The sequence below is a fragment of the Bacillus sp. YKCMOAS1 genome, from assembly GCF_030268125.1.
In the GTDB taxonomy this organism is placed as follows: Bacteria; Bacillota; Bacilli; order Bacillales; family Bacillaceae; genus Bacillus; species Bacillus safensis.
In genome coordinates, this window is sequence record NZ_BSEI01000003.1 from 474,095 (window position 1) to 493,752 (window position 19,658).

A 19,658-nucleotide genomic window follows, 5' to 3' on the forward strand; every position below is an offset into this window, starting at 1 on the left:
AGGAATGAAATTTGTAAAAAACGATCAGGCGGCAGTTTTTGCGCTCGGCGGTTTAGGCGAGATCGGTAAAAACACGTATGGCGTTCAATTTCAAGATGAAATCATTTTAATTGATGCTGGTATTAAGTTTCCTGAAGATGAGCTTCTTGGAATTGACTACGTCATCCCTGACTATACGTACTTAGTTAAAAACGAAGATAAAATCAAAGGTCTTTTCATCACTCACGGACATGAAGACCACATCGGCGGTATCCCTTACCTTCTCAAGCAAGTGAATATTCCAGTTTACGGCGGCAAACTCGCAATCGGCCTACTTCGTAATAAATTGGAAGAGCATGGTCTCTTGAGACAAACAAAACTTCACATTTTTGAAGAAGAAGATACCATTAAATTTAGAAAAACAGCTGTGTCTTTCTTTAGAACGACACACAGCATTCCAGATTCTTATGGAATTGTCGTCAAGACACCTCCTGGTAACATCGTACATACAGGTGATTTCAAGTTTGACTTTACTCCTGTTGGCGAGCCTGCCAATTTAACAAAAATGGCTGAGATCGGAAAAGAAGGCGTACTTTGTCTTTTATCTGATAGTACAAACAGTGAAATCCCAGAATTTACGATGTCTGAAAGACGCGTAGGTGAAAGCATTGATGACATCTTTAGAAAAGTCGACGGACGAATCATCTTTGCCACGTTTGCTTCAAACATTCACAGACTTCAGCAAGTGATTGAGTCTGCTGTTGCCAACGGCAGAAAAGTCGCTGTATTTGGACGCAGTATGGAGTCTGCTATTGATATTGGACAAGATCTTGGCTATATAAAATGTCCAAAAAACACGTTTATCGAACATAATGAAATCAACCGCCTTCCAGCAAACAAAGTAACCATTCTTTGTACTGGTAGCCAGGGTGAACCGATGGCAGCTCTTTCTCGTATTGCGAACGGTACTCATCGCCAGATTTCGATTAACCCTGGAGACACTGTTGTCTTCTCATCTTCACCAATCCCAGGTAACAATATTAGCGTAAGCCGCACCATAAACCAGCTTTATCGTGCAGGCGCTGAGGTCATTCATGGCTCGCTTAATAATATTCATACATCTGGTCACGGCGGACAAGAAGAACAAAAACTGATGCTCCGTTTAATTAAACCAAAATTCTTTATGCCGATTCACGGTGAATACCGCATGCAAAAAACGCATATCAAGCTTGCGAATGACTGCGGCATCCCTGAGGAAAACTGCTTTATCATGGATAACGGTGAAGTTCTTGCACTGAAAGGTGACGAAGCAAGTGTCGCTGGCAAAATTCCATCAGGTAACGTGTATATCGATGGAAGCGGTATTGGCGATATCGGAAACATCGTTTTAAGAGACCGCCGCATTCTTTCTGAAGAGGGTCTTGTCATTGTAGTCGTCAGCATGGACATGAAAGAATTCAAAATCTCTGCTGGACCTGATTTGATCTCAAGAGGTTTTGTCTACATGAGAGAATCTGGAGACCTTATCAACGATGCACAGGATTTAATTTCAAAGCATCTTGAAAAAGTAATGGAACGTAAGACAACTCAGTGGTCTGAAATCAAGAACGAAATTACTGACACTCTTGCACCTTTCCTTTATGAAAAAACAAGACGCCGTCCAATGATCTTACCGATTATTATGGAAGTGTAATCACAAAAAAGAGACACAAGCCGCTTGGCTGTGTCTCTTTTTTTCACCATTCATTGAAAAAACCGCATATATACATATGCGGTTTCTCTTTTTTATGATTGAATTGGGAGATGCTGAAAGCTTCTGACATCAAACAAACCCTTTGTCGTCATTTTCACATCAGGAATGACTGGGAGTGCCAAGAAGGACAGCGTCAAAAATGGGTTAAAATCTAAAGTAAAGCCTGTTTCTTTTAACGCTTCATGGAGTGCATGAAGGCTTTCATTTACAAGATGTGCCGGCTGATCTGAAAGTAAACCAGAGATCGGTAATGGCAGCGTATGAAGAGACTCGCCATTTTTGACAACAGTCAAACCGCCGCCTGCTTCTTTTAACACGTCAATGGCTTTTACGATATCAGCATCATTTGTGCCAACCGCAATTAAATTGTGAGAATCATGCGCAACCGTTGTTGCAATTGCGCCCTTTTCTAATCCAAAGCCGCTGACAACCCCTATCCCCATTTCAGATAAGCCTTGATGGCGTTCGACAAGCACCATTTTTAATACATCTCTTTCTGTATCACTAGTGAATTGTCCGTTCGTTTCTGAAGGAGAGACTTGTTCTAATTTTGTTTCTAGCTGATTCGGAATAATGCGGATCACATTCATTTTTTGATGAGCTGTGATAGGCAGTGCCAGATCTTGCTCTTGAACGTCTATAGTATGAACAGATTGTAATAATGCTGGACTCGGTACAATTTTTTCGACACCTGGCTTGTACTCTCCATGCTGCGCCACCAATTCTCCTGCAATAAATACGCTGGTGATGTCGACTTGATGAAGATCAGAGACGAGCATAAAATCAGCATCAAAGCCTGGCGCAATGGCTCCCTTTGTTTTGAGGCCAAAACACTCTGCTGCATTTAAACTTCCCATTTGATACGCTAAAAATGGGTCTAACCCTTCTTTTATAGACATACGTACTTGTTCGTCAATACTTCCCTCCGACATTAAATCATCTAAATGTTTATCATCGGTACAAAAGAAAAAGCGTCTCGCATTCTTTTCATTCACAGCTGGTAAAACGTTTTTCACGTTTTTGGCAACAGAGCCTTCTCTTAGCATGACATACATGCCTCGTTTTACACGTTCAAGGGCTTCGCTGGCTGTTGTTACCTCATGATCTGTTTGGACACTCGCTGTGCGGTAAACGTTTATTAATCGGTCTGTTAAGCCTGCTAGATGGCCATCAATCAGTTTATGTTCGTTTTGTGCATCAAGCAGCTTTTGAAGCATATCTTCTTCTGCCTGCTCTACACCGACGTAATCCATCACCTCAGCAAGACCAAGAACCTCTTTCTCTTGATACAAAGGCTTTAAATCTTTCGCTTTTAAAACAGCACCTGATCGTTCAAAACTAACTGCCGGTACGCAGGATGGCAGCATGAAATAAATATTTAAGGCAGCTTTTCTCGCTTCTTCCAGCATAAAACGGATGCCTGAGATCCCTGACACGTTGGCAATTTCATGCGGGTCTGTTACGACAGTTGTCACACCGTGCGGGACGACAGCTTTGGAGAATTCAGCAGGGGTCACCATAGAGGACTCGATATGAACGTGGCCATCAATAAAACTGGGTACAAGCATTTGACCTGCTGCATCCAGCTCCTGTTCTCCCTCGTACTCTCCAATTCCTACTATTTGTCCATTTTCAACAGCGACATCAGCGTCTATCCATTCCTGGTTAAACACGTCCATAACCTTCGCATGTTTAATCACTAAGGCTGCTTTTTTTCTCTTTGCAGCTACTTCAATTTGATGTCTGAAAAGCTCCTTATCCAACGACACTGCCTCCTCCAAGTAAACAATATAATGTTTCTTATCGTAAACGAATCTGTTTGCCCAGTCAATGACATTTAGAGAAAATCATCCAGATAAAAAGGCTGATTTTTATTTCTGAATAGTGATAATTGCACGAAAAATATGATGATTGGCTTTTGCTGTTTATGCAGAACAAAACAACCCTTTTTTAGTGTCTTCTTCTCTCCTCACTGTCCGTCCTGTGTGTACACAACAATATAAAAAACACCCCGCTCCGGAGTGTTTAATAATCGTTCTGCATTTCTCGTTTTTCAAAGCGTCCAATATCGGCTACTGCCCCGATGACAATGAGAATATCTTCTTTTTGAATCATTTCATCTGCGAGTGGTGAAACAATCACTTCTTTCCCACGCTTTATCGCCACAATATTAATGCCATATCTCGCTCTAATATCGAGATCTAAAAGAGAATGCCCTGCAAGCCTGCTGTTGGCAACGATTTCAATGAGGCTGTACTCATCTGACAGCTCAAGATAATCTAATACGTTGTTGGAGATGATTTTATGTGCAATTCGTCTGCCCATGTCTCGCTCTGGATGAACGATGCGATCAGCCCCAATTTTATTTAGTACCTTTTCGTGATAGTCGTTTTGCGCCTTTACTGTGACCATTTTGACGCCAAGCTCTTTCAGCATAATCGTCGTCAAAATACTGGCCTGAATGTTTTCACCAATCGCAACGATGACATGATCAAAATTACGAATACCGAGATTTTTTAAAACCGATTCGTCTGTCGAATCGCCAATGACCGCATGTGAAGCAATTTTCGCGTATTCGTTCACTCGATCTTCATTCATATCCATGGCCATGACTTCAAGTCCTTCTTCGCTCAGCGCTTTGCAAATACTTCCGCCAAAGCGTCCAAGACCAATGACTGCATATTCCTTTTTCATGTTCAGACTCCTTTTATCTCACTTACCATGCATTTTACTACGGTTTGATTAATGAATCCATATGCGAGCGAATTTTTTTACGGAACGCTTCACTTAAGTAGAGGTCTGCTCCTTTTTCAATTTCACTGCGGTAATGACCTGGTGGAGCAATTTCTTCGCTCTTTTGAAGAACAAGAAAGGTTAAACAGTCCTCATATATTTGATCACCTATTTTGACATCGACAAAAGCTGGACGATATGTGCCCTCATATACGCCTTCTCGTTTGTACAAATATCGAATGGCCTCAAAAGGAACCTCATATAAAACGCCCTCTGTTTCTCCGCCGTCTTCTACCATATCGGCTCTTGACCCATCAGGCCTCACCAATGTAAATCTAGTTGTAAAGCCGTTCAGAGCACCGCCGCCGATGATTTGTTTAAAATAATGATCGACTTCTGCCAGTTTAAATCTTGCATCATCCATACAAGAGCCATAGGCAAAATAATAGAAGGATGCCGGCTTCTGCTGCCATAGTTTATATTCCTTCCAGCAGCCACTCTCGATTTCCTTCAGCGCTGATGCCTTCTGTTTTGGTAAAGTGTATGTAATAGCCGCCACCAGCCCCCGGTCTGTCATGACATCGACCACCTGCTTGTCATACCCTTCCTCAAGTAAATCTATCTTATTCAGCGTGCTTGCGGTTACCTCGTACAATTCTCCATATACTGTGCTTGTTTCTTCTGGAACGCACGCAGGGTATCCTTGACCTGTATCATAGATTTTGCCGCTGATCCAAGCTGATTTAGCTAATAGTCTGCTTTCTTTCATATATGTCTCGTGGTGTTCTTCATGCTGCAGAAGCGTCCCATATACAAATAAAGCTTTCGCCTTCATGAAATCACGTCCTCTCGCCTTGCTGCTGTCTGCTTTTTTGACACACAGGTAAATAGATATGAAAAGTTGTACCTTTTCCCAGCTCACTGACCACATCCATTCTCCCGTGATGATCTTTTAAAATCGTTGCACAGATGGTGAGGCCAAGTCCCGTCCCTTCTGTTTTCGTGGAGAAGAAAGGATCATAGATTTTCTGAATATCCTCTTCAGACATCCCTTTTCCTTCATCTTGAATGGTAATTTTCCATTCGTTCATCACTTTTTCTGTTGATATGTATATGCTGCCGCCTTCAGGCATTGCCTCAATGGCATTTTTGATTAAATTAATGAACAGCTGCTTCATTTGGTTAGCGTCTGCTAATATAGCTCCGGCATCCTGCTTTTTAAATGGCTGTTTGAGATCAATATTCGAAAGGACTGCATTGGTTTTTAGCAATGTAATGACCTGCTCTAACAGTCCATGAAGCTGAACTTCTTGAAAATGGACCGACTGCGGCTTTGCCAGCACAAGCAGTTCACTTAAAACAAAATCAATCCGTTTAATTTCGGAAAAGATAATGTCAAAATAATCGGTTCTTTCAGGATATTGAGTTTTCATCAGCTGCAAAAAGCCGTTTACTGAGGTCAGCGGATTTCTGACTTCATGGGCGATTCCAGCGGCGATTTGTCCTGCAACGGCCAGCTTTTGCGCCTGCATTTGCAATTGTTGATTTGACCTTTCAAGCTCAAGCTTTGCCAGCTTTTGTTTTGTAATATCTGCAACTGTTCCAATACCTCCAGTAAACTGATGCTCTTCATCAAAGTAGAGCTTATAATGTACGTCTCCCCATACTTTCTTTCCCTCTTTATGAAGAAGCTGGAGCTCGATCCGTCCTGAATCTTTATGCTCTTTGATGACAGATGACAAATGTTGAATAACTCTTTCTTCTTGATCAAAGTACTGATTGTACATCGTACCTAGACATTCATCTATGTCATAGCCGGTCATTTGTTTCCATGCTTGATTTAAGAAAATGATTTGCCCTTTTTCATCTGTTTCAAAGACGATTTCCTGCAAGTTATCTGTAATTCGATTCAGCCGCTCTGTCAGTTCGTGTGCTTCTTTTTCTCTCTTATTTAGATCTGACACAAGCAAAGTCAAGCGGTCTATATATCCTGAGACAACCCAGATCCCTGCTAACACAACGACTGTAAAGGCTAAATCGAGCGGCCAATTAATTTGATAGCCGCCTAGATAATAAAAGAAATCCCAGCTTATGATTAAGATAAATGCAAGAACAGATAACACGATCCGCACTTGATATGTTTTGTTCAAATGATTCCACCTGCCGCCCTGAGATTCTTTGTCAATTGTACCATTTTCCACTTATTTTTTGAGGGAGATGGGGCATTTTTAAGGAACTTTTTTAAAGAAAAATAGCCTGTTCTCAGCACAAAGGAAGAGAGCAGGCTATTTCGATTACTGCTGAAGAGCTTCTTGCAGCTCTTTTAACAGCAGTTCTGCGCCTTCAGCGCTTAATGTAATTTGACCATTTCCGTATTCATGGTTCTCTGATGTAATCTCACCAGTCATGAGACAAACACCCTCTGGCTGATATTTTTTCAAGACGATTTTATCTCCATCTATAAAAAATTCCATACTGTCTTTAATAGCGATATCAAGTGCTCTTCTCAATTCGATTGGCATGACAATACGCCCTAGTTCGTCTACTTTTCTTACGACTCCGATAGATTTCAATTTCGTTCCCTCTTTCTTTCATTAGCTCAAGATCAATCTGTTTTTCACCAATTGATATATCGTAGACGTAAGAGATTCTGAAAAGGTTTCTCCTCTATAAAAATTTTTTTCATAAAAGAAAAAACAAAGGGAAAATTTATTGTGATTGTCAAAATGATACTTGAATTTTACAGATTCATTTCAAGGTGATCACAAACCCCCACAAATGACATCAACCCTCTGAACTTTTAAATGTAAAATTGTTTAAAACAGCAAAAATAGAGATTGGGTGAAAACATGTTTCAAAATGCCGAAATTGGAATTGATTTAGGAACAGCTAACATATTGGTTTATAGTAAAAATAAGGGAATTATTTTAAATGAACCGTCCGTCGTGGCAGTCGATACAGAAACAAAGACTGTACTTGCCGTCGGATCAGAAGCAAAAGAAATGATCGGGAAAACACCTGGGAAAATTGTTGCGATCCGTCCGATGAAAGACGGTGTTATCGCTGATTATGATATGACAACAGATTTACTTAAACAAATCATGAAAAAAGCAGGAAAAAATATCGGGTTTACCTTTAGAAAACCAACTGTCGTTGTATGTACACCTTCTGGATCAACAGCTGTTGAGCGCCGCGCCATCAGCGATGCTGTGAAAAACTGTGGAGCAAAACATGTGCATTTAATTGAAGAACCTGTTGCAGCTGCAATCGGTGCTGATCTTCCGGTAGACGAGCCTGTTGCGAACGTCGTAGTCGATATTGGCGGCGGAACAACAGAAGTTGCGATTATTTCATTTGGCGGTGTTGTCTCTTGTCATTCGATCCGAATTGGCGGCGATCAGCTGGATGAAGATATCATTACGTTTGTCAGAAAGAAATATAACCTATTAATCGGCGAACGGACTGCCGAGCAGGTGAAAATGGAAATTGGGTATGGCCTTATTGAGCATGAGCCTGAATCATTAGAAGTGCGCGGGCGCGACCTTGTGACAGGTCTGCCAAAAACGATCACACTTGTCTCTCATGAAATTCAAGGCGCCATGCGAGAATCACTTCTTCATATTTTAGAAGCGATTCGTGCCACATTAGAGGACAGCCCTCCAGAGCTAAGCGGAGATATTGTAGACCGCGGCGTCATTTTAATTGGCGGAGGCGCTCTTTTAAATGGAATTCAAGAATGGCTTTCTCAAGAGATTGTTGTTCCAGTTCATATTGCAGCTAATCCACTTGAGTCTGTTGCCATTGGAACAGGTCGTTCATTAGAAGTCATCGACAAATTGCAAAAAACTTTAAAATAATCTTCTTGTTCTACTTCTTTTTTCGTCATTTCGATCATATCGTGAGAAATGGATAAACGTGAAGGAGGAAGAACATGTTGCTTGATTTAGGTAAACGGGTCGTTGTCACAGTCATTTTAACGGGTATTATTTTAGGGGGAATGAGCCTGTCGTTTTCACATATGCCGCCTTCTAATGCACAGCCTGTGAAACAACTGAACCGCTAAAAAAGCCGCACGAAAGCGGCTTTTTTATTTTGGCTTTAAGCGTGCTCCCCATTTTCCTTTTCGGTCATAAATCTGATATGATGAACATGACTAAAGGAGGGTTTTTTATGAGTTCATTTGAAAAACAACTAGATCAATATGCTAAGACCATCGTTGAAGTCGGTGTGAATGTACAAAAGGGGCAGGAAGTGGTTGTATCCGCATTTACTGAATCTGCACACCTTGTTCGTCTTGTCGCGAAACACGCGTATGAGCGCGGGGCGAAAAACGTACATATCCGCTGGAGTGATGGTGTTCTCACCCGTTTAAAATTTGAACATGCGCCACAGGATGTCTTTGAGCAATTCCCAGAATGGGAAGCACAGATGATGGAGACCATCGCAAAACGCGGCGGTGCTTTTATTACCATCCTGTCAGAAAGCCCTGACCTTCTGCGAGGCATTGATTCGAAAAAAATCGCTGCACAGCAAAAAGCTGCTGGTTCAGCACTACATACATATCGTCAATACGTTCAATCTGACAAAGTCGCTTGGACGGTCGTAGGTGCTGCATCAAAAGAATGGGCGAAAAAGATTTTCCCTGATCATACAGATGAAGAAGCTGTCACTTTATTGTGGGATCAAATCTTTAAAGTCGCACGCGCTGATCAAGCAGATCCTGTTGAGGCTTGGAAAAAGCATGATGCGTCATTAAATGAAAAGGTCAAAATACTCAATGAACGCCACTACCACAAGCTTCATTATGAAGCACCGGGCACAGACCTAACGATTGAACTTCCAGAGCAGCATATTTGGGTAGGTGCTGGCAGCGTAAGTGAACGCGGCGTCTCCTTCATGGCCAACATGCCGACAGAAGAAGTCTTTACCGTACCGAAAAAAGACGGTGTTAACGGGACAGTCTCAAGCACAAAGCCGCTCAGCTATGCTGGAAACATCATTGATGAATTTTCATTAACCTTTGAAAATGGCCGGATTGTGGATGTGAAAGCAAAAGAAGGCGAAGATATTTTAAAATCTCTCGTTGAAACAGATGAAGGCTCTCATTATCTAGGTGAGGTTGCCCTCGTACCAGATGATTCACCAATTTCTAACTCAAATATTCTTTATTACAATACACTTTACGATGAAAATGCATCAAACCACCTTGCCATCGGCAGCGGATATGCATTTAATATCGAAGGCGGAAAAGAAATGAAACGAGAAGAATTGGATGCAGCGGGTGTGAACAGCAGTATTACACACGTTGATTTCATGATTGGTTCAAAGGAAATGAATATTGATGGAATCACAAAAGATGGGAAACGCGAACCGATCTTCCGAAATGGAAACTGGGCGATTTAATCAAAAAAAGACATCCACACATGGATGTCTTTTTTGATTTATGCGTAAAGCTCTTGAAGTCTTTTTTGGATATCTTGATCTGATAAAAACTCATCATATGTTGTTTGTTTATCGACGATGCCGTTTGGCGTCACTTCGATAATCCGGTTTGCGACTGTTTCAACAAACTGATGGTCATGAGATGAGAAGAGCATAGCTCCTTTAAAGCTCATGAGACCGTTATTCAGCGCTGTAATGGATTCTAGGTCTAAGTGGTTCGTTGGCTCATCCAGCAGCAAAATATTCGCTCCAGACAGCATCATTTTTGATAACATACAACGAACCTTTTCTCCTCCTGATAAGACACTTGCTTTTTTCTTCACTTCTTCCCCAGAGAAAAGCATACGTCCTAAGAAACCACGCAGGAAGCTTTCGCTTTGATCATTCGGAGAATATTGACGAAGCCAATCAACAAGATCAACGTCGTTCCCTTCAAAGTATTCACTATTGTCTTTCGGGAAAAAGGCTTGTGACGTTGTGACGCCCCATTTAAATGATCCGCTGTCTGGCTCCATTTCACCAGCAAGGATTTTAAATAAAGTGGACACAGCAAGCTCATTACGGCTTAAGAACGCAATTTTATCTTCGCGATTCATAATAAAGCTGACGTTATCCAGTACTTTTACACCATCAATCGTTTTTGATAAACCTTCTACTTGAAGGACATCATTTCCGATTTCACGCTCTGGCGCAAAATGAACATACGGATATTTACGTGAAGACGGCTTAATGTCGTCTAAAGAGATTTTATCAAGCAATTTCTTTCTTGATGTCGCTTGCTTCGATTTAGAAGCGTTCGCACTAAACCGGGCAACGAATTCTTGAAGCTGCTTAATTTGTTCTTCTTTTTTCTTATTTGCTTCTTGGCTTAGTTTCAGCGCTAACTGGCTGGACTCATACCAAAAATCATAGTTACCGACGTAAACTTGGATTTTTCCGAAATCAAGGTCCGCAATATGTGTACATACTTTGTTTAAGAAGTGACGATCATGCGAAACAACGATGACGGTATTTTCAAAGTTAATGAGGAACTCTTCAAGCCACTGGATCGCTTTTAAGTCCAAGTGGTTCGTTGGCTCATCAAGAAGAAGAACGTCAGGCTTACCAAATAAAGCTTGAGCTAAAAGAACTTTTACCTTTTCTGAACCGCCAAGCTCAGACATTTTCTTCGATTGAAGGCTTTCTGGAATCCCAAGACCCTTTAATAGGATCGCTGCTTCACTTTCAGCTTCCCAGCCGTTTAATTCAGCAAACTCACCTTCAAGCTCCGCTGCACGAATCCCGTCTTCATCTGAGAAATCAGGTTTCATATAGATCGCATCTTTCTCCTGCATCACATCATATAGACGTTTGTGACCCATGATGACGACTTTTAGTACTTCAAACTCTTCGTATTCAAAGTGGTTCTGTTTTAAAATCGCTAAACGCTCACCAGGGCTCATATGAACATCACCCGTTTGAGCCTCAATTTCTCCAGAAAGAATCTTTAGGAACGTTGATTTACCAGCTCCATTGGCACCAATTAATCCGTAGCAGTTGCCAGGAGTGAATTTAATATTTACTTCTTCAAATAGTTTACGATCAGCAAAGCGCAAACTAACATTATTTACTGCAATCATTTATTAATCCTCCATCACTCATTCATCATTATGAAGTATAACATGAATAACGTTTGATAGAAACGTCTCTCGCTAAGAACGAAGGCTTTTTGTCCATTATGGTATAATAAACGGGAATGATTGATTGAAGGAGTTCGGGCGATTTGAGATTACTCACACTGATGGAATACTGTTTATTGATTTTCTTTATGGGCATTTATTTATCTGCAACAGGCTTTAATGCGAAGGACTTTGGTCTTTATATTGGGCTTGTCCTCATTTACACACTGGTCCACATCTTTTCCAAACGCTTTTTACAAAAGCGGGGAAAAGAAAACCAAAAAATCGGATTGTTTCGATCCGTTTTAGCCATTACCGGATCTGTGTTCGCTTCGGTACTAGCCATTGTGATCATTGTTACGGTGCTCACGCCAAATTAAAAACGACCCTTCTGTAAGGGTCGCTCGTTCAAGCACCTTTCTCTGGCCTCTGAGAAGGTGCTTTTATTTTGTCTGTCGAATGTCGCCAAACGGGAAGAAAACAAATTCTGATGTCCCGACAACACGATCCTTTTCAATGAGGCCAAGTCCATTTCTGCTGTCCATGGAATTGAGTCTGTTGTCCCCCATCACAAAGTAATCGTTTTTCGGTACTTTCACTGGACCAAAATCTCCAGTTAAATGCACTTCATACTCTTTCGCATGCGCCTTGTTCTCTTTTAAATAAGGCTCATCTACTTTTTTACCATTAATGTAAAGCGTATCATCCTTCATTTCAATCGTATCACCTGGAAGGCCGATCAATCGTTTGACATAATGAATCTTCTGTCCATCTTTTCCATTAATAATCACGATGTCACCGCGTTTCACACCACCGAGATAGTTAATGGTTTTGTTGACAAACAGCTTTTCCCCGTCATGAAGTGTCGGTTCCATTGACTCTCCTTCCACCACATACGGTTCAAATATAAACGTACGGATGAGCAAGACGAGCGCAAGTGCAATTAAAATGGCTTTGATCCATTCAAACAGTGAACTTTTCTTCTCTGTTTTGGCTTGCTTCGCATCAGATTGAATTTCATTTTCGTTTTGTTTGTTTTCTTCGTTCAAAATACTGCTTCCTCCTAAGACTTTCTGCTAAAAGACTTGAAACGTGAATTGAATAACTTTACTTTATCATATGTCATTTAAAAATTCACAAGACAACCATCTAATTAGATATTTTTTCCTAATTCACTGATGATTAAACAAAAAGAAGCACCGTTTTTCACGATGCTTCTCTTCTGCATTACGCTTCTTGTTGAACCGGTTTTTTCAAAATACCCAGTAAAATCGCTGTCACAACAGCACCGATTAAGATGCTGATGATGTAAAGAACTGGATGATTTGTTACCCAGAAAACAAATAGTCCGCCATGCGGTGCAGGAAGCGTCACTCTAAAGAATTCCGTTAATCCGCCAGCAACTGCTGCACCAATAACAGCTGAAGGAATCACACGAAGAGGATCTGCCGCCGCAAACGGGATCGCCCCTTCAGTAATGAAGGCAGCTCCCATGAAATAGCATGTAATCCCTGCCTCACGGTCACGTTTTGAGAACTTATTTCTAAAGATCGTTGTTGCAAGTGCAATACCTAGTGGTGGAACCATTCCGCCTGCCATAATCGCAGCATGCGGTGCATAGTTGCCAGCAGCAATCATTGCAAGACCAAATGTGTAAGCCGCTTTGTTAATTGGGCCACCCATATCAATTGCCATCATACCAGCTAAAATAATACCCATTAAAACAAGGTTTCCAGTACCTAATGATTCAAGCCAATGTGTTAATCCGTCCATTACCATTTTCACTGGTGTGTTGACAATATAATGCATGATAATGCCTGTGAAGAAAATACCGAACAATGGATACAGCAGAACCGGTTTAATCCCGTCGAGTGTCTGCGGTACGAATGTGAATACTTTTTTGAGCAGCACAACAATGTAACCTGCTAGGAAACCAGCAATCAGTCCGCCTAAGAACCCTGCACCTGCTGCTGACGCCATAAATCCACCGACCATACCTGGCGCAAAACCTGGACGATCTGCAATACTCATGGCAATAAATCCAGCTAATACCGCAACGATTAAGGCAAGCGCATTATCGCCGCCAATTCCTTTTAAGACAGCTGCAAATGAATTAAATGAAGGGTCCTTAGGATCTGCTGAGTTAATACCCCAAAAGAATGAAATCGCAACTAAGATACCGCCTCCGACAACAAATGGAAGCATGTTACTTACACCACTCATTAAGTGCTTGTAAAATCCGCTTCTTCCTTTGCCAGATGATTCATTTTCGTCTTTAGAAGAACTGCCGCCTGAACCTTTATAAATCGGCGCATCTTGATTGATGGCTTTTTCAATTAATTCCTGCGGACGGCGAATACCAGCTGTTACAGGGACTTCAATGACATGTTTGCCTTTAAAGCGTTCCATTTCAACTTGCTTGTCCGCTGCCACAATGATGGCTGGTGCTTCTTCAATTTCTTTTGCTGTAAGGGCATGTTTAATACCGCCAGAGCCGTTTGTTTCAACTTTAATGTCAACGCCCATTTCTTTTGCTTTTTCTTTCAAAGCATCTGCTGCCATAAATGTATGTGCAATGCCGGTCGGGCAAGCTGTTACCGCTAAAATTTTAGCAGGTTTTCCTTCTGCAGCCGGCTCTTCTTGCACTTCCTCTTCTTCTTCATCATCTTGATCATGTGTATTGATGATCTCAATGATTTCATCTTCAGTCGCCGCTTCAAGGAGCTGCTTTCGAATTTCTTCACGCATAAGAAGTGTGGATAAACGAGAAAGTGCCTCTAAGTGCGTGTTGTTTGCGCCTTCAGTTGCGGCAATCATAAAGACAAGATGACTCGGCTGAGCGTCCAGTGATTCATAATCTACACCAGCAGTGGAGCGGCCAAATGCAATGGCAGGCTCTTTTACACTTGCTGTTTTAGCGTGCGGGATGGCAATTCCTTCACCAATACCAGTAGAGCTCTGTTTTTCACGATTGATCACAGCTTCTTTATAGCCCTCTTTATCATTTAACTTGCCTGCTGTATCTAAAACAGTGACTAGCTCTTCAATGACTGCTTCTTTCTGCTGGCTGTCTAATTGAAGCTTGATGGTATGCTTCGTGAGTAGTTCTGTAATTTTCATGATGACTCCTCCTTTAAATACGTGTGACTTTTACTTGTGGTAATAGAGTGTCGACAAGCTCTTTTGTGCCAAGCTCCTCAGAGAAGGCTGTAGCGCTTCCTGAAGTGACACCAAGCTTAAATGACTCTTCAATTGAAAGGCCTTTTGAAACGCCGGCTAAAAACCCTGCAACGACTGAATCCCCTGCTCCAACTGAATTAACGAGCGTTCCTTTTGGAACATTGGACTGATAGATTCCTTCTTTACTGAATAAGAGGGCGCCATCACCAGCCATGGAGACGATGACATGTTCAGCACCTTGTTCTAACAGCTTTTTCCCATAAGGAATGGCTTCTGCTGCTGATGAAATACTCGTCTCAAACATTTCACCCAGTTCATGATGATTTGGCTTCATTAAGAACGGTTTCATGTCTGCTGCTTTTTTTAGCGCTTCTCCAGAAATATCAAGAACAACTCTTACACCTTGCTCCTGGCAAACTTCAGCAATACGCTCATATGTGTTATGAGGCAATGATGAAGGAATGCTGCCAGCTAAAACAACGACATCTCCTTCAGTCAATGAAGAAAATTGAGATAGAAACGACTCAAATTGTGCTTCAGTAATAGATGGGCCGAGTCCGTTGATTTCTGTCTCTTCACCTGTTTTTAGTTTCACATTGATCCTTGTATCTTCTGACACCTCGTGAAAGGCTGTTTGTAATTGTTCGTTCTGTAAAAAATCTTGAATATATTTGCCTGTAAATCCACCAATGAATCCAAGTGCTTTCGATTCAACACCATGACGTTTTAATAGCCTTGAGACATTGATTCCTTTACCACCTGGATATTTTTGATCATAGGTTGAACGATTTAAACCGCCGACTGCAAAATCCTCCACGTGTACGATGTAATCAACTGATGGGTTTAAAGTAACTGTATAAATCATGTTTTCACTACCTTTATAACCGTTTTTTCATGGTAATTATCGAATGAATCCTCTTTTGCGTCGTTAGTGATAATGGTGGCTTCCTGTAAACTAGCAAAGGTTGAAAACGATATTTCGCCAAACTTTGAGGCATCTGATAAGATATAGGTTTTTTTCGCCTGTTTCATAGCTCTTTTTTTCATGAGTGCTTCCTCTGGATCAGGTGTTGTAAAACCCGCCTCGGGATGAATACCGTTTGTCCCAACAAAGCTTTTGTCAAAACGATAATTTTCCATCGCTGTTAAAGCTGCGGCTCCAACCATGGCTCCTGTTCGATGTTTTACTGATCCGCCTATCAAGTAAAAGGTAATGCCTTTTCTCATGAGGGCTTCAATGTGCATTACACCGTTTGTCACCACGACAATATCTTGATCTGGATCGATATATTCAATCATTTGCTGTGTGGTTGTACCAGCATCTAAATAAATACAGTCGCCCTGTTTTAAAAGAGATGCCGCTGCCTCTGCTACCAATGACTTTTCTTGAAGGTTTTTGGCAGATTTCTCAAATACATCTGGTTCAAGGCGAATACTCGAAATCTTGGCTGCTCCTCCATGAACCCTTTTAAGAAATCCTTTTTCTTCAAGGGCTGATAAATCTCTTCTAATTGTAGATTCAGACGCATCCGTCATCATCGTTAAGTCCTGTATTTTAATGACATCATTTTCTTCTAAGCTGTCGATAATAAGTTGATGTCTTTCCGGTGTTAACATGCGAACACCCCTTTTGAAAACGTATTCATTTTGCGCGCACCTTTATTGTAATCGCTTTTTTCAACATTATCAATACAAAACAATCAAATACATTCAATAACTATCAAAATCTTTCACCATGGTCATCTTACCTTTATATGTACCATTTGTAAACTGAAAAATATGTGACAATAAGATGAAAGTCATGATATTAGCATTTCTATCATTTTTTATTTCATTCAATGGAACTAAAAAAAGCTTTTATGCGATTTGCATAAAAGCTTTTGATGGGTAATGAAGGCGAATGTAAACCGTTTGTATGCTTTTTTCTTCTCCAAATTATTCATACCTGAGCGATTCAATAGGATCTAGTCTCGCTGCTTTATTCGCAGGAATTAACCCAAAAACAATACCAATGAGCATACTAAACAGTACACCTCCAAATACTACTTGCCAAGATACAAGAGACGGCCAGCCGGCAAATAGTGATACTAATGAAGCACCGCCTAAGCCAAGTGCAATCCCCATCAACCCGCCAATGAGTGTTAAAACAACAGACTCAATTAAAAACTGAACGAGAATTTGAGCCCTTGTTGCGCCCATCGCCTTTCGAATACCGATTTCTCTTGTCCTCTCTGTCACAGAAACGAGCATAATATTCATCACACCGATTCCGCCCACAAGTAAAGAGATCCCAGCTATTGAGCCAATGATCGTTGTCATAACGGACGTTATTTGACCGATCCCTTCTGCGATTTCTTCCATATTGATCATTTCGTAAGCATCTTCTGTATGATGATTTTCATTTAATATGGCAGCCGCGCTCTTTCCTACTTCCTTCATTTGATCAGCATGTGCGACTTGAATAGACAACTTATCATATTCATTCATACCAAATGTGGAGGTAAGCATCGCAAACGGGACATAGATTTCATTCATATCAAATGAAAACATCCCTTTCTGTTTTGCTAGAACACCGATGACTTCAACTGGCTGTCCGTTCATCCAAATCAGTTCGCCTAATGCCTTTTGTCCGTTGAATAGTTCTTTTTGTAAGCCATCTGAGATAAGAGCAGCTCTTCTGCCGCTTCTAAAATCAATATCTCTTAAATTCTGTCCTTCTGCGATTTGTAATGAATGTACATTCGTATACCCTTCATTTATACCGTTAACTGTCGCATCAACTGTCGTATCTTGAAACCTCAGCTGCATCCCTTGTGCAGTCGAGGAGGCGACCTGCTTCACCCCGTTGATTGTCCTAATGCTTTTTATGTCTTCCTCAGTAAATGATGCTTCGAATAAGGCATTTGGATTTGCATTTAATTCTTCGTCAGAAGGCGTATATGTCATATCAATGGTATTGTTTGGACCTGAAATCGATCCTTTTAACATTTGCTCACCGCCTTGACCGATCGCCACGACTGCAATGACTGATCCAACACCAATAATAATCCCAAGCATCGTTAAAATAGAACGTAATTTATGAGCTAAAACCGAATTCAGCGCTATTTTGATATTTTCAAAGAGTTTCATTCATAGCGTCCCCTTGTATCCATCTATCCTCAACAAGCCGTCCATCTCTCACAACGACAGTCCGATTTGTATACGTAGCTATTTCTTCTTCATGGGTGACAAGCACAATCGTTGTCCCTTCCTCATTCAGCTGTGTAAACTGTTCCATAATTGAGATGCTTGTTTTTGAGTCGAGAGCACCAGTCGGTTCATCTGCTAAAATCAGCTGAGGCTTATTGACAATCGCTCGTGCAATTGCCACCCTTTGCTTTTGTCCTCCTGACAACTCACTTGGCATATGTTTCATTCGATCTGCCAAACCAACCTTTTCAAGTGCCAATTCCGCACGTTCTTTTCTTTCCTTTTGACTGATCCCAGCGTAAATCATCGGCAGTTCCACATTGCGCCTCGCATTTAACCTTGGCAGCAGATGAAATTGCTGAAAAACAAACCCAATGGATTGATTTCGAATGACCGCAAGCTCTTGATCCTTTGCTGCTGACAGCTCTGTACCTTGAAAATGATATTGTCCTCTCGTTGGGCGGTCTAAACAGCCAATAATATTCATTAACGTTGATTTTCCAGAGCCGGACGGGCCCATAATGGACATATACTCGCCTTTTTCAATGACAAGATTCATGTCACTTAATACATCAAATGTTTCGTGTGCGACCTCATAGCTTTTTGTCACGTTGGAAAGCTGAATCATTCAGCATTCACTTCCATTCCGTCATACATGTCATCTGTTGGATGAGCAATGATTTGATCCTCTGCCTTGACACCTTTTGTCACTTCAAGATCATGACCTGACGTTTCCCCTATGACCACTTTTACTTTTTTCAGTTCATTTTTTTCAACAACATAAACGTATTGTCCATCAGTCTCTTTTTTTACCGCTGTTTCAGGAATTGTTTGCGCTTGGCGCTTATCTGTTTCAATTTCCATGATCATTTTAAAGCCGGGCTTTGCCTCAGGTTTCTTTCCCTTTATTTCTACTTCAACAGGATATTGAACCGTTTGATCGCTCGAAGTTGTTTCGGCTGCTGTCTGGACAGGAACAGCGCCTACTTTTTTCACGACTCCTTGCCAGCTCTTCCCGCGAATGACATCAGACGTTACCTTCACTTTTTGTTTCTTTTTGATTTTTATGGCATCATACTCTGAGATCAAACCTCGCACGATCATTTTTTTCTCATGACCAATATGGATGATCGGCTGCCTTTCTTCCGGTTTGCCTGCCCCTGCCTCTTGCTCAATGGAAATCACTGTTCCATCAATTTTACTATGTACGGTTAAATCTTCTATTTGCGCCTTTACTTTTTCTTGGCTGATCTCTGCTTGCTTTTGTTCTAATTCAGCCGCTTTCAGTTCTAATTGAAGCTGATCTCGCTCGCTTTTGTCATTAGCGCCTGCTTTTTTCTCATCTAATTCACTCAGCCGATTTTGCAATTGTTCCAGTTTTAATGTACTTGATTCAACGGCTAGTGCTTGCTGCTGCTCCTCAAGCTCCAGTTCCTTATTTTCATATGTAAGAAGCGGCGTTCCAGCCTTTACCTTTTCCCCTTCTTTCACAGCAATTCCCTTCAAATTCCCCTTTTCCTCTTCTTTATAGATGAACTGCTCTTCAGAGAATGAAAGTGTCCCCGGTGTCATCACGGTAGAGGTGATTTCTTTTGGCGTGAGTTTGACTGTTTTAATCGCTGCTGTAGAAGCAGGCTTTGCTTGGTTTTTCGCAATATTAAATCCAATAAATAGTCCAATCACAATAATTAAAATAGATCCAATGATGATTTTCTTTCTCATAA

Annotated in this window: 18 protein-coding genes; 5 read left to right on the forward strand and 13 right to left on the reverse strand. The window is 41.2% G+C overall.

From position 1 onward, the window contains the following. Nucleotides 1-4 precede the first annotated feature (4 nt). On the forward strand, nt 5-1,672 hold the full coding sequence (gene rnjA / locus QSJ46_RS11465) for a ribonuclease J1 (protein WP_012009818.1): 1,668 nt from the start codon (nt 5-7) through the stop codon (nt 1,670-1,672). Nucleotides 1,673-1,764: 92 nt separating this feature from the next. Here rnjA and ade read toward each other — a convergent pair whose 3' ends face one another. From ade to QSJ46_RS11490, 5 genes are all read right to left on the reverse strand, one after another. Then, nucleotides 1,765-3,495, reverse strand: coding sequence for an adenine deaminase (gene ade / locus QSJ46_RS11470; RefSeq protein WP_285604729.1), 1,731 nt, complete (start codon nt 3,493-3,495; stop codon nt 1,765-1,767). A 262-nt stretch (nt 3,496-3,757) separates the two neighbouring features. Further along, complete coding sequence (locus tag QSJ46_RS11475) at nt 3,758-4,426, reverse strand: potassium channel family protein (protein ID WP_008345123.1); 669 nt, start codon at nt 4,424-4,426, stop codon at nt 3,758-3,760. A gap of 37 nt (nt 4,427-4,463) precedes the next feature. Further along, a complete protein-coding gene (locus QSJ46_RS11480) occupies nt 4,464-5,300 on the reverse strand; it encodes a gamma-glutamylcyclotransferase family protein (RefSeq protein WP_285604730.1) in 837 nt (278 codons plus the stop codon). A gap of 4 nt (nt 5,301-5,304) precedes the next feature. Further along, entirely contained in the window at nt 5,305-6,615 is a 1,311-nt protein-coding gene (locus QSJ46_RS11485) for an ATP-binding protein (protein WP_285604731.1), read from the reverse strand. Nucleotides 6,616-6,759: 144 nt separating this feature from the next. Further along, on the reverse strand, nt 6,760-7,038 hold the full coding sequence (locus tag QSJ46_RS11490; protein ID WP_017359400.1) for a transcriptional regulator AbhA: 279 nt from the start codon (nt 7,036-7,038) through the stop codon (nt 6,760-6,762). A 276-nt stretch (nt 7,039-7,314) separates the two neighbouring features. Between QSJ46_RS11490 and mreBH the strand changes: the two genes are divergently transcribed. The 3 genes from mreBH (at nt 7,315) to QSJ46_RS11505 (ending at nt 9,868) form a co-directional block, all read left to right on the forward strand. Beyond that, on the forward strand, nt 7,315-8,322 hold the full coding sequence (gene mreBH / locus QSJ46_RS11495; protein WP_285604732.1) for a rod-share determining protein MreBH: 1,008 nt from the start codon (nt 7,315-7,317) through the stop codon (nt 8,320-8,322). 74 nt (nt 8,323-8,396) lie between these two features. Then, a complete protein-coding gene (locus tag QSJ46_RS11500; RefSeq protein ID WP_003210922.1) occupies nt 8,397-8,528 on the forward strand; it encodes a protein YkpC in 132 nt (43 codons plus the stop codon). 107 nt (nt 8,529-8,635) lie between these two features. Further along, complete coding sequence (locus QSJ46_RS11505) at nt 8,636-9,868, forward strand: aminopeptidase (protein ID WP_047203700.1); 1,233 nt, start codon at nt 8,636-8,638, stop codon at nt 9,866-9,868. Between the two features lie 38 nt (nt 9,869-9,906). Here QSJ46_RS11505 and QSJ46_RS11510 read toward each other — a convergent pair whose 3' ends face one another. Then, a complete protein-coding gene (locus QSJ46_RS11510) occupies nt 9,907-11,526 on the reverse strand; it encodes an ABC-F family ATP-binding cassette domain-containing protein (RefSeq protein ID WP_048238833.1) in 1,620 nt (539 codons plus the stop codon). Nucleotides 11,527-11,669: 143 nt separating this feature from the next. Here QSJ46_RS11510 and QSJ46_RS11515 point away from each other — a divergent pair, with 143 nt between their 5' ends. Further along, the gene (locus QSJ46_RS11515; protein ID WP_041084975.1) at nt 11,670-11,945 is read left to right on the forward strand and encodes a hypothetical protein; all 276 of its coding nucleotides are present in this window, start codon (nt 11,670-11,672) and stop codon (nt 11,943-11,945) included. A gap of 63 nt (nt 11,946-12,008) precedes the next feature. On the opposite strand, the gene lepB is transcribed toward QSJ46_RS11515, so the two are convergent. The 7 genes from lepB to QSJ46_RS11550 form a co-directional block, all read right to left on the reverse strand. Further along, the gene (gene lepB / locus QSJ46_RS11520; RefSeq protein ID WP_029706712.1) at nt 12,009-12,581 is read right to left on the reverse strand and encodes a signal peptidase I; all 573 of its coding nucleotides are present in this window, start codon (nt 12,579-12,581) and stop codon (nt 12,009-12,011) included. Between the two features lie 211 nt (nt 12,582-12,792). Then, complete coding sequence (locus tag QSJ46_RS11525) at nt 12,793-14,685, reverse strand: PTS fructose transporter subunit IIABC (RefSeq protein ID WP_039178197.1); 1,893 nt, start codon at nt 14,683-14,685, stop codon at nt 12,793-12,795. Nucleotides 14,686-14,698: 13 nt separating this feature from the next. Beyond that, complete coding sequence (gene pfkB / locus QSJ46_RS11530) at nt 14,699-15,610, reverse strand: 1-phosphofructokinase (RefSeq protein WP_212039777.1); 912 nt, start codon at nt 15,608-15,610, stop codon at nt 14,699-14,701. After that, a complete protein-coding gene (locus QSJ46_RS11535) occupies nt 15,607-16,362 on the reverse strand; it encodes a DeoR/GlpR family DNA-binding transcription regulator (protein ID WP_039178192.1) in 756 nt (251 codons plus the stop codon). The genes pfkB and QSJ46_RS11535 overlap by 4 nt, the downstream gene beginning before the upstream one ends. 318 nt (nt 16,363-16,680) lie before the next feature. Beyond that, on the reverse strand, nt 16,681-17,874 hold the full coding sequence (locus QSJ46_RS11540) for an ABC transporter permease (RefSeq protein ID WP_047203696.1): 1,194 nt from the start codon (nt 17,872-17,874) through the stop codon (nt 16,681-16,683). Beyond that, nucleotides 17,861-18,562 (reverse strand): ABC transporter ATP-binding protein, encoded by a 702-nt coding sequence (locus tag QSJ46_RS11545; RefSeq protein ID WP_107163589.1) that lies wholly within the window; start codon nt 18,560-18,562, stop codon nt 17,861-17,863. The genes QSJ46_RS11540 and QSJ46_RS11545 overlap by 14 nt, the downstream gene beginning before the upstream one ends. Further along, nucleotides 18,559-19,656 (reverse strand): efflux RND transporter periplasmic adaptor subunit, encoded by a 1,098-nt coding sequence (locus tag QSJ46_RS11550; RefSeq protein ID WP_107163588.1) that lies wholly within the window; start codon nt 19,654-19,656, stop codon nt 18,559-18,561. Before QSJ46_RS11550 ends, QSJ46_RS11545 begins: the two co-directional genes overlap by 4 nt. Between the last annotated feature and the right edge of the window lie 2 nt (nt 19,657-19,658).

Coding starts and splice junctions, on each gene's coding strand:
- QSJ46_RS11475 (WP_008345123.1), bottom strand. CDS start 4,426: ATGAAAAAGGAATATGCAGTCATTGGTCTTGGACGCTTTGGCGGAAGT.
- QSJ46_RS11535 (WP_039178192.1), bottom strand. CDS start 16,362: ATGTTAACACCGGAAAGACATCAACTTATTATCGACAGCTTAGAAGAA.
- QSJ46_RS11500 (WP_003210922.1), top strand. CDS start 8,397: ATGTTGCTTGATTTAGGTAAACGGGTCGTTGTCACAGTCATTTTAACG.
- rnjA (WP_012009818.1), top strand. CDS start 5: ATGAAATTTGTAAAAAACGATCAGGCGGCAGTTTTTGCGCTCGGCGGT.
- QSJ46_RS11545 (WP_107163589.1), bottom strand. CDS start 18,562: ATGATTCAGCTTTCCAACGTGACAAAAAGCTATGAGGTCGCACACGAA.
- QSJ46_RS11510 (WP_048238833.1), bottom strand. CDS start 11,526: ATGATTGCAGTAAATAATGTTAGTTTGCGCTTTGCTGATCGTAAACTA.
- pfkB (WP_212039777.1), bottom strand. CDS start 15,610: ATGATTTATACAGTTACTTTAAACCCATCAGTTGATTACATCGTACAC.
- QSJ46_RS11540 (WP_047203696.1), bottom strand. CDS start 17,874: ATGAAACTCTTTGAAAATATCAAAATAGCGCTGAATTCGGTTTTAGCT.
- QSJ46_RS11525 (WP_039178197.1), bottom strand. CDS start 14,685: ATGAAAATTACAGAACTACTCACGAAGCATACCATCAAGCTTCAATTA.
- QSJ46_RS11550 (WP_107163588.1), bottom strand. CDS start 19,656: ATGAGAAAGAAAATCATCATTGGATCTATTTTAATTATTGTGATTGGA.
- mreBH (WP_285604732.1), top strand. CDS start 7,315: ATGTTTCAAAATGCCGAAATTGGAATTGATTTAGGAACAGCTAACATA.
- QSJ46_RS11480 (WP_285604730.1), bottom strand. CDS start 5,300: ATGAAGGCGAAAGCTTTATTTGTATATGGGACGCTTCTGCAGCATGAA.
- QSJ46_RS11505 (WP_047203700.1), top strand. CDS start 8,636: ATGAGTTCATTTGAAAAACAACTAGATCAATATGCTAAGACCATCGTT.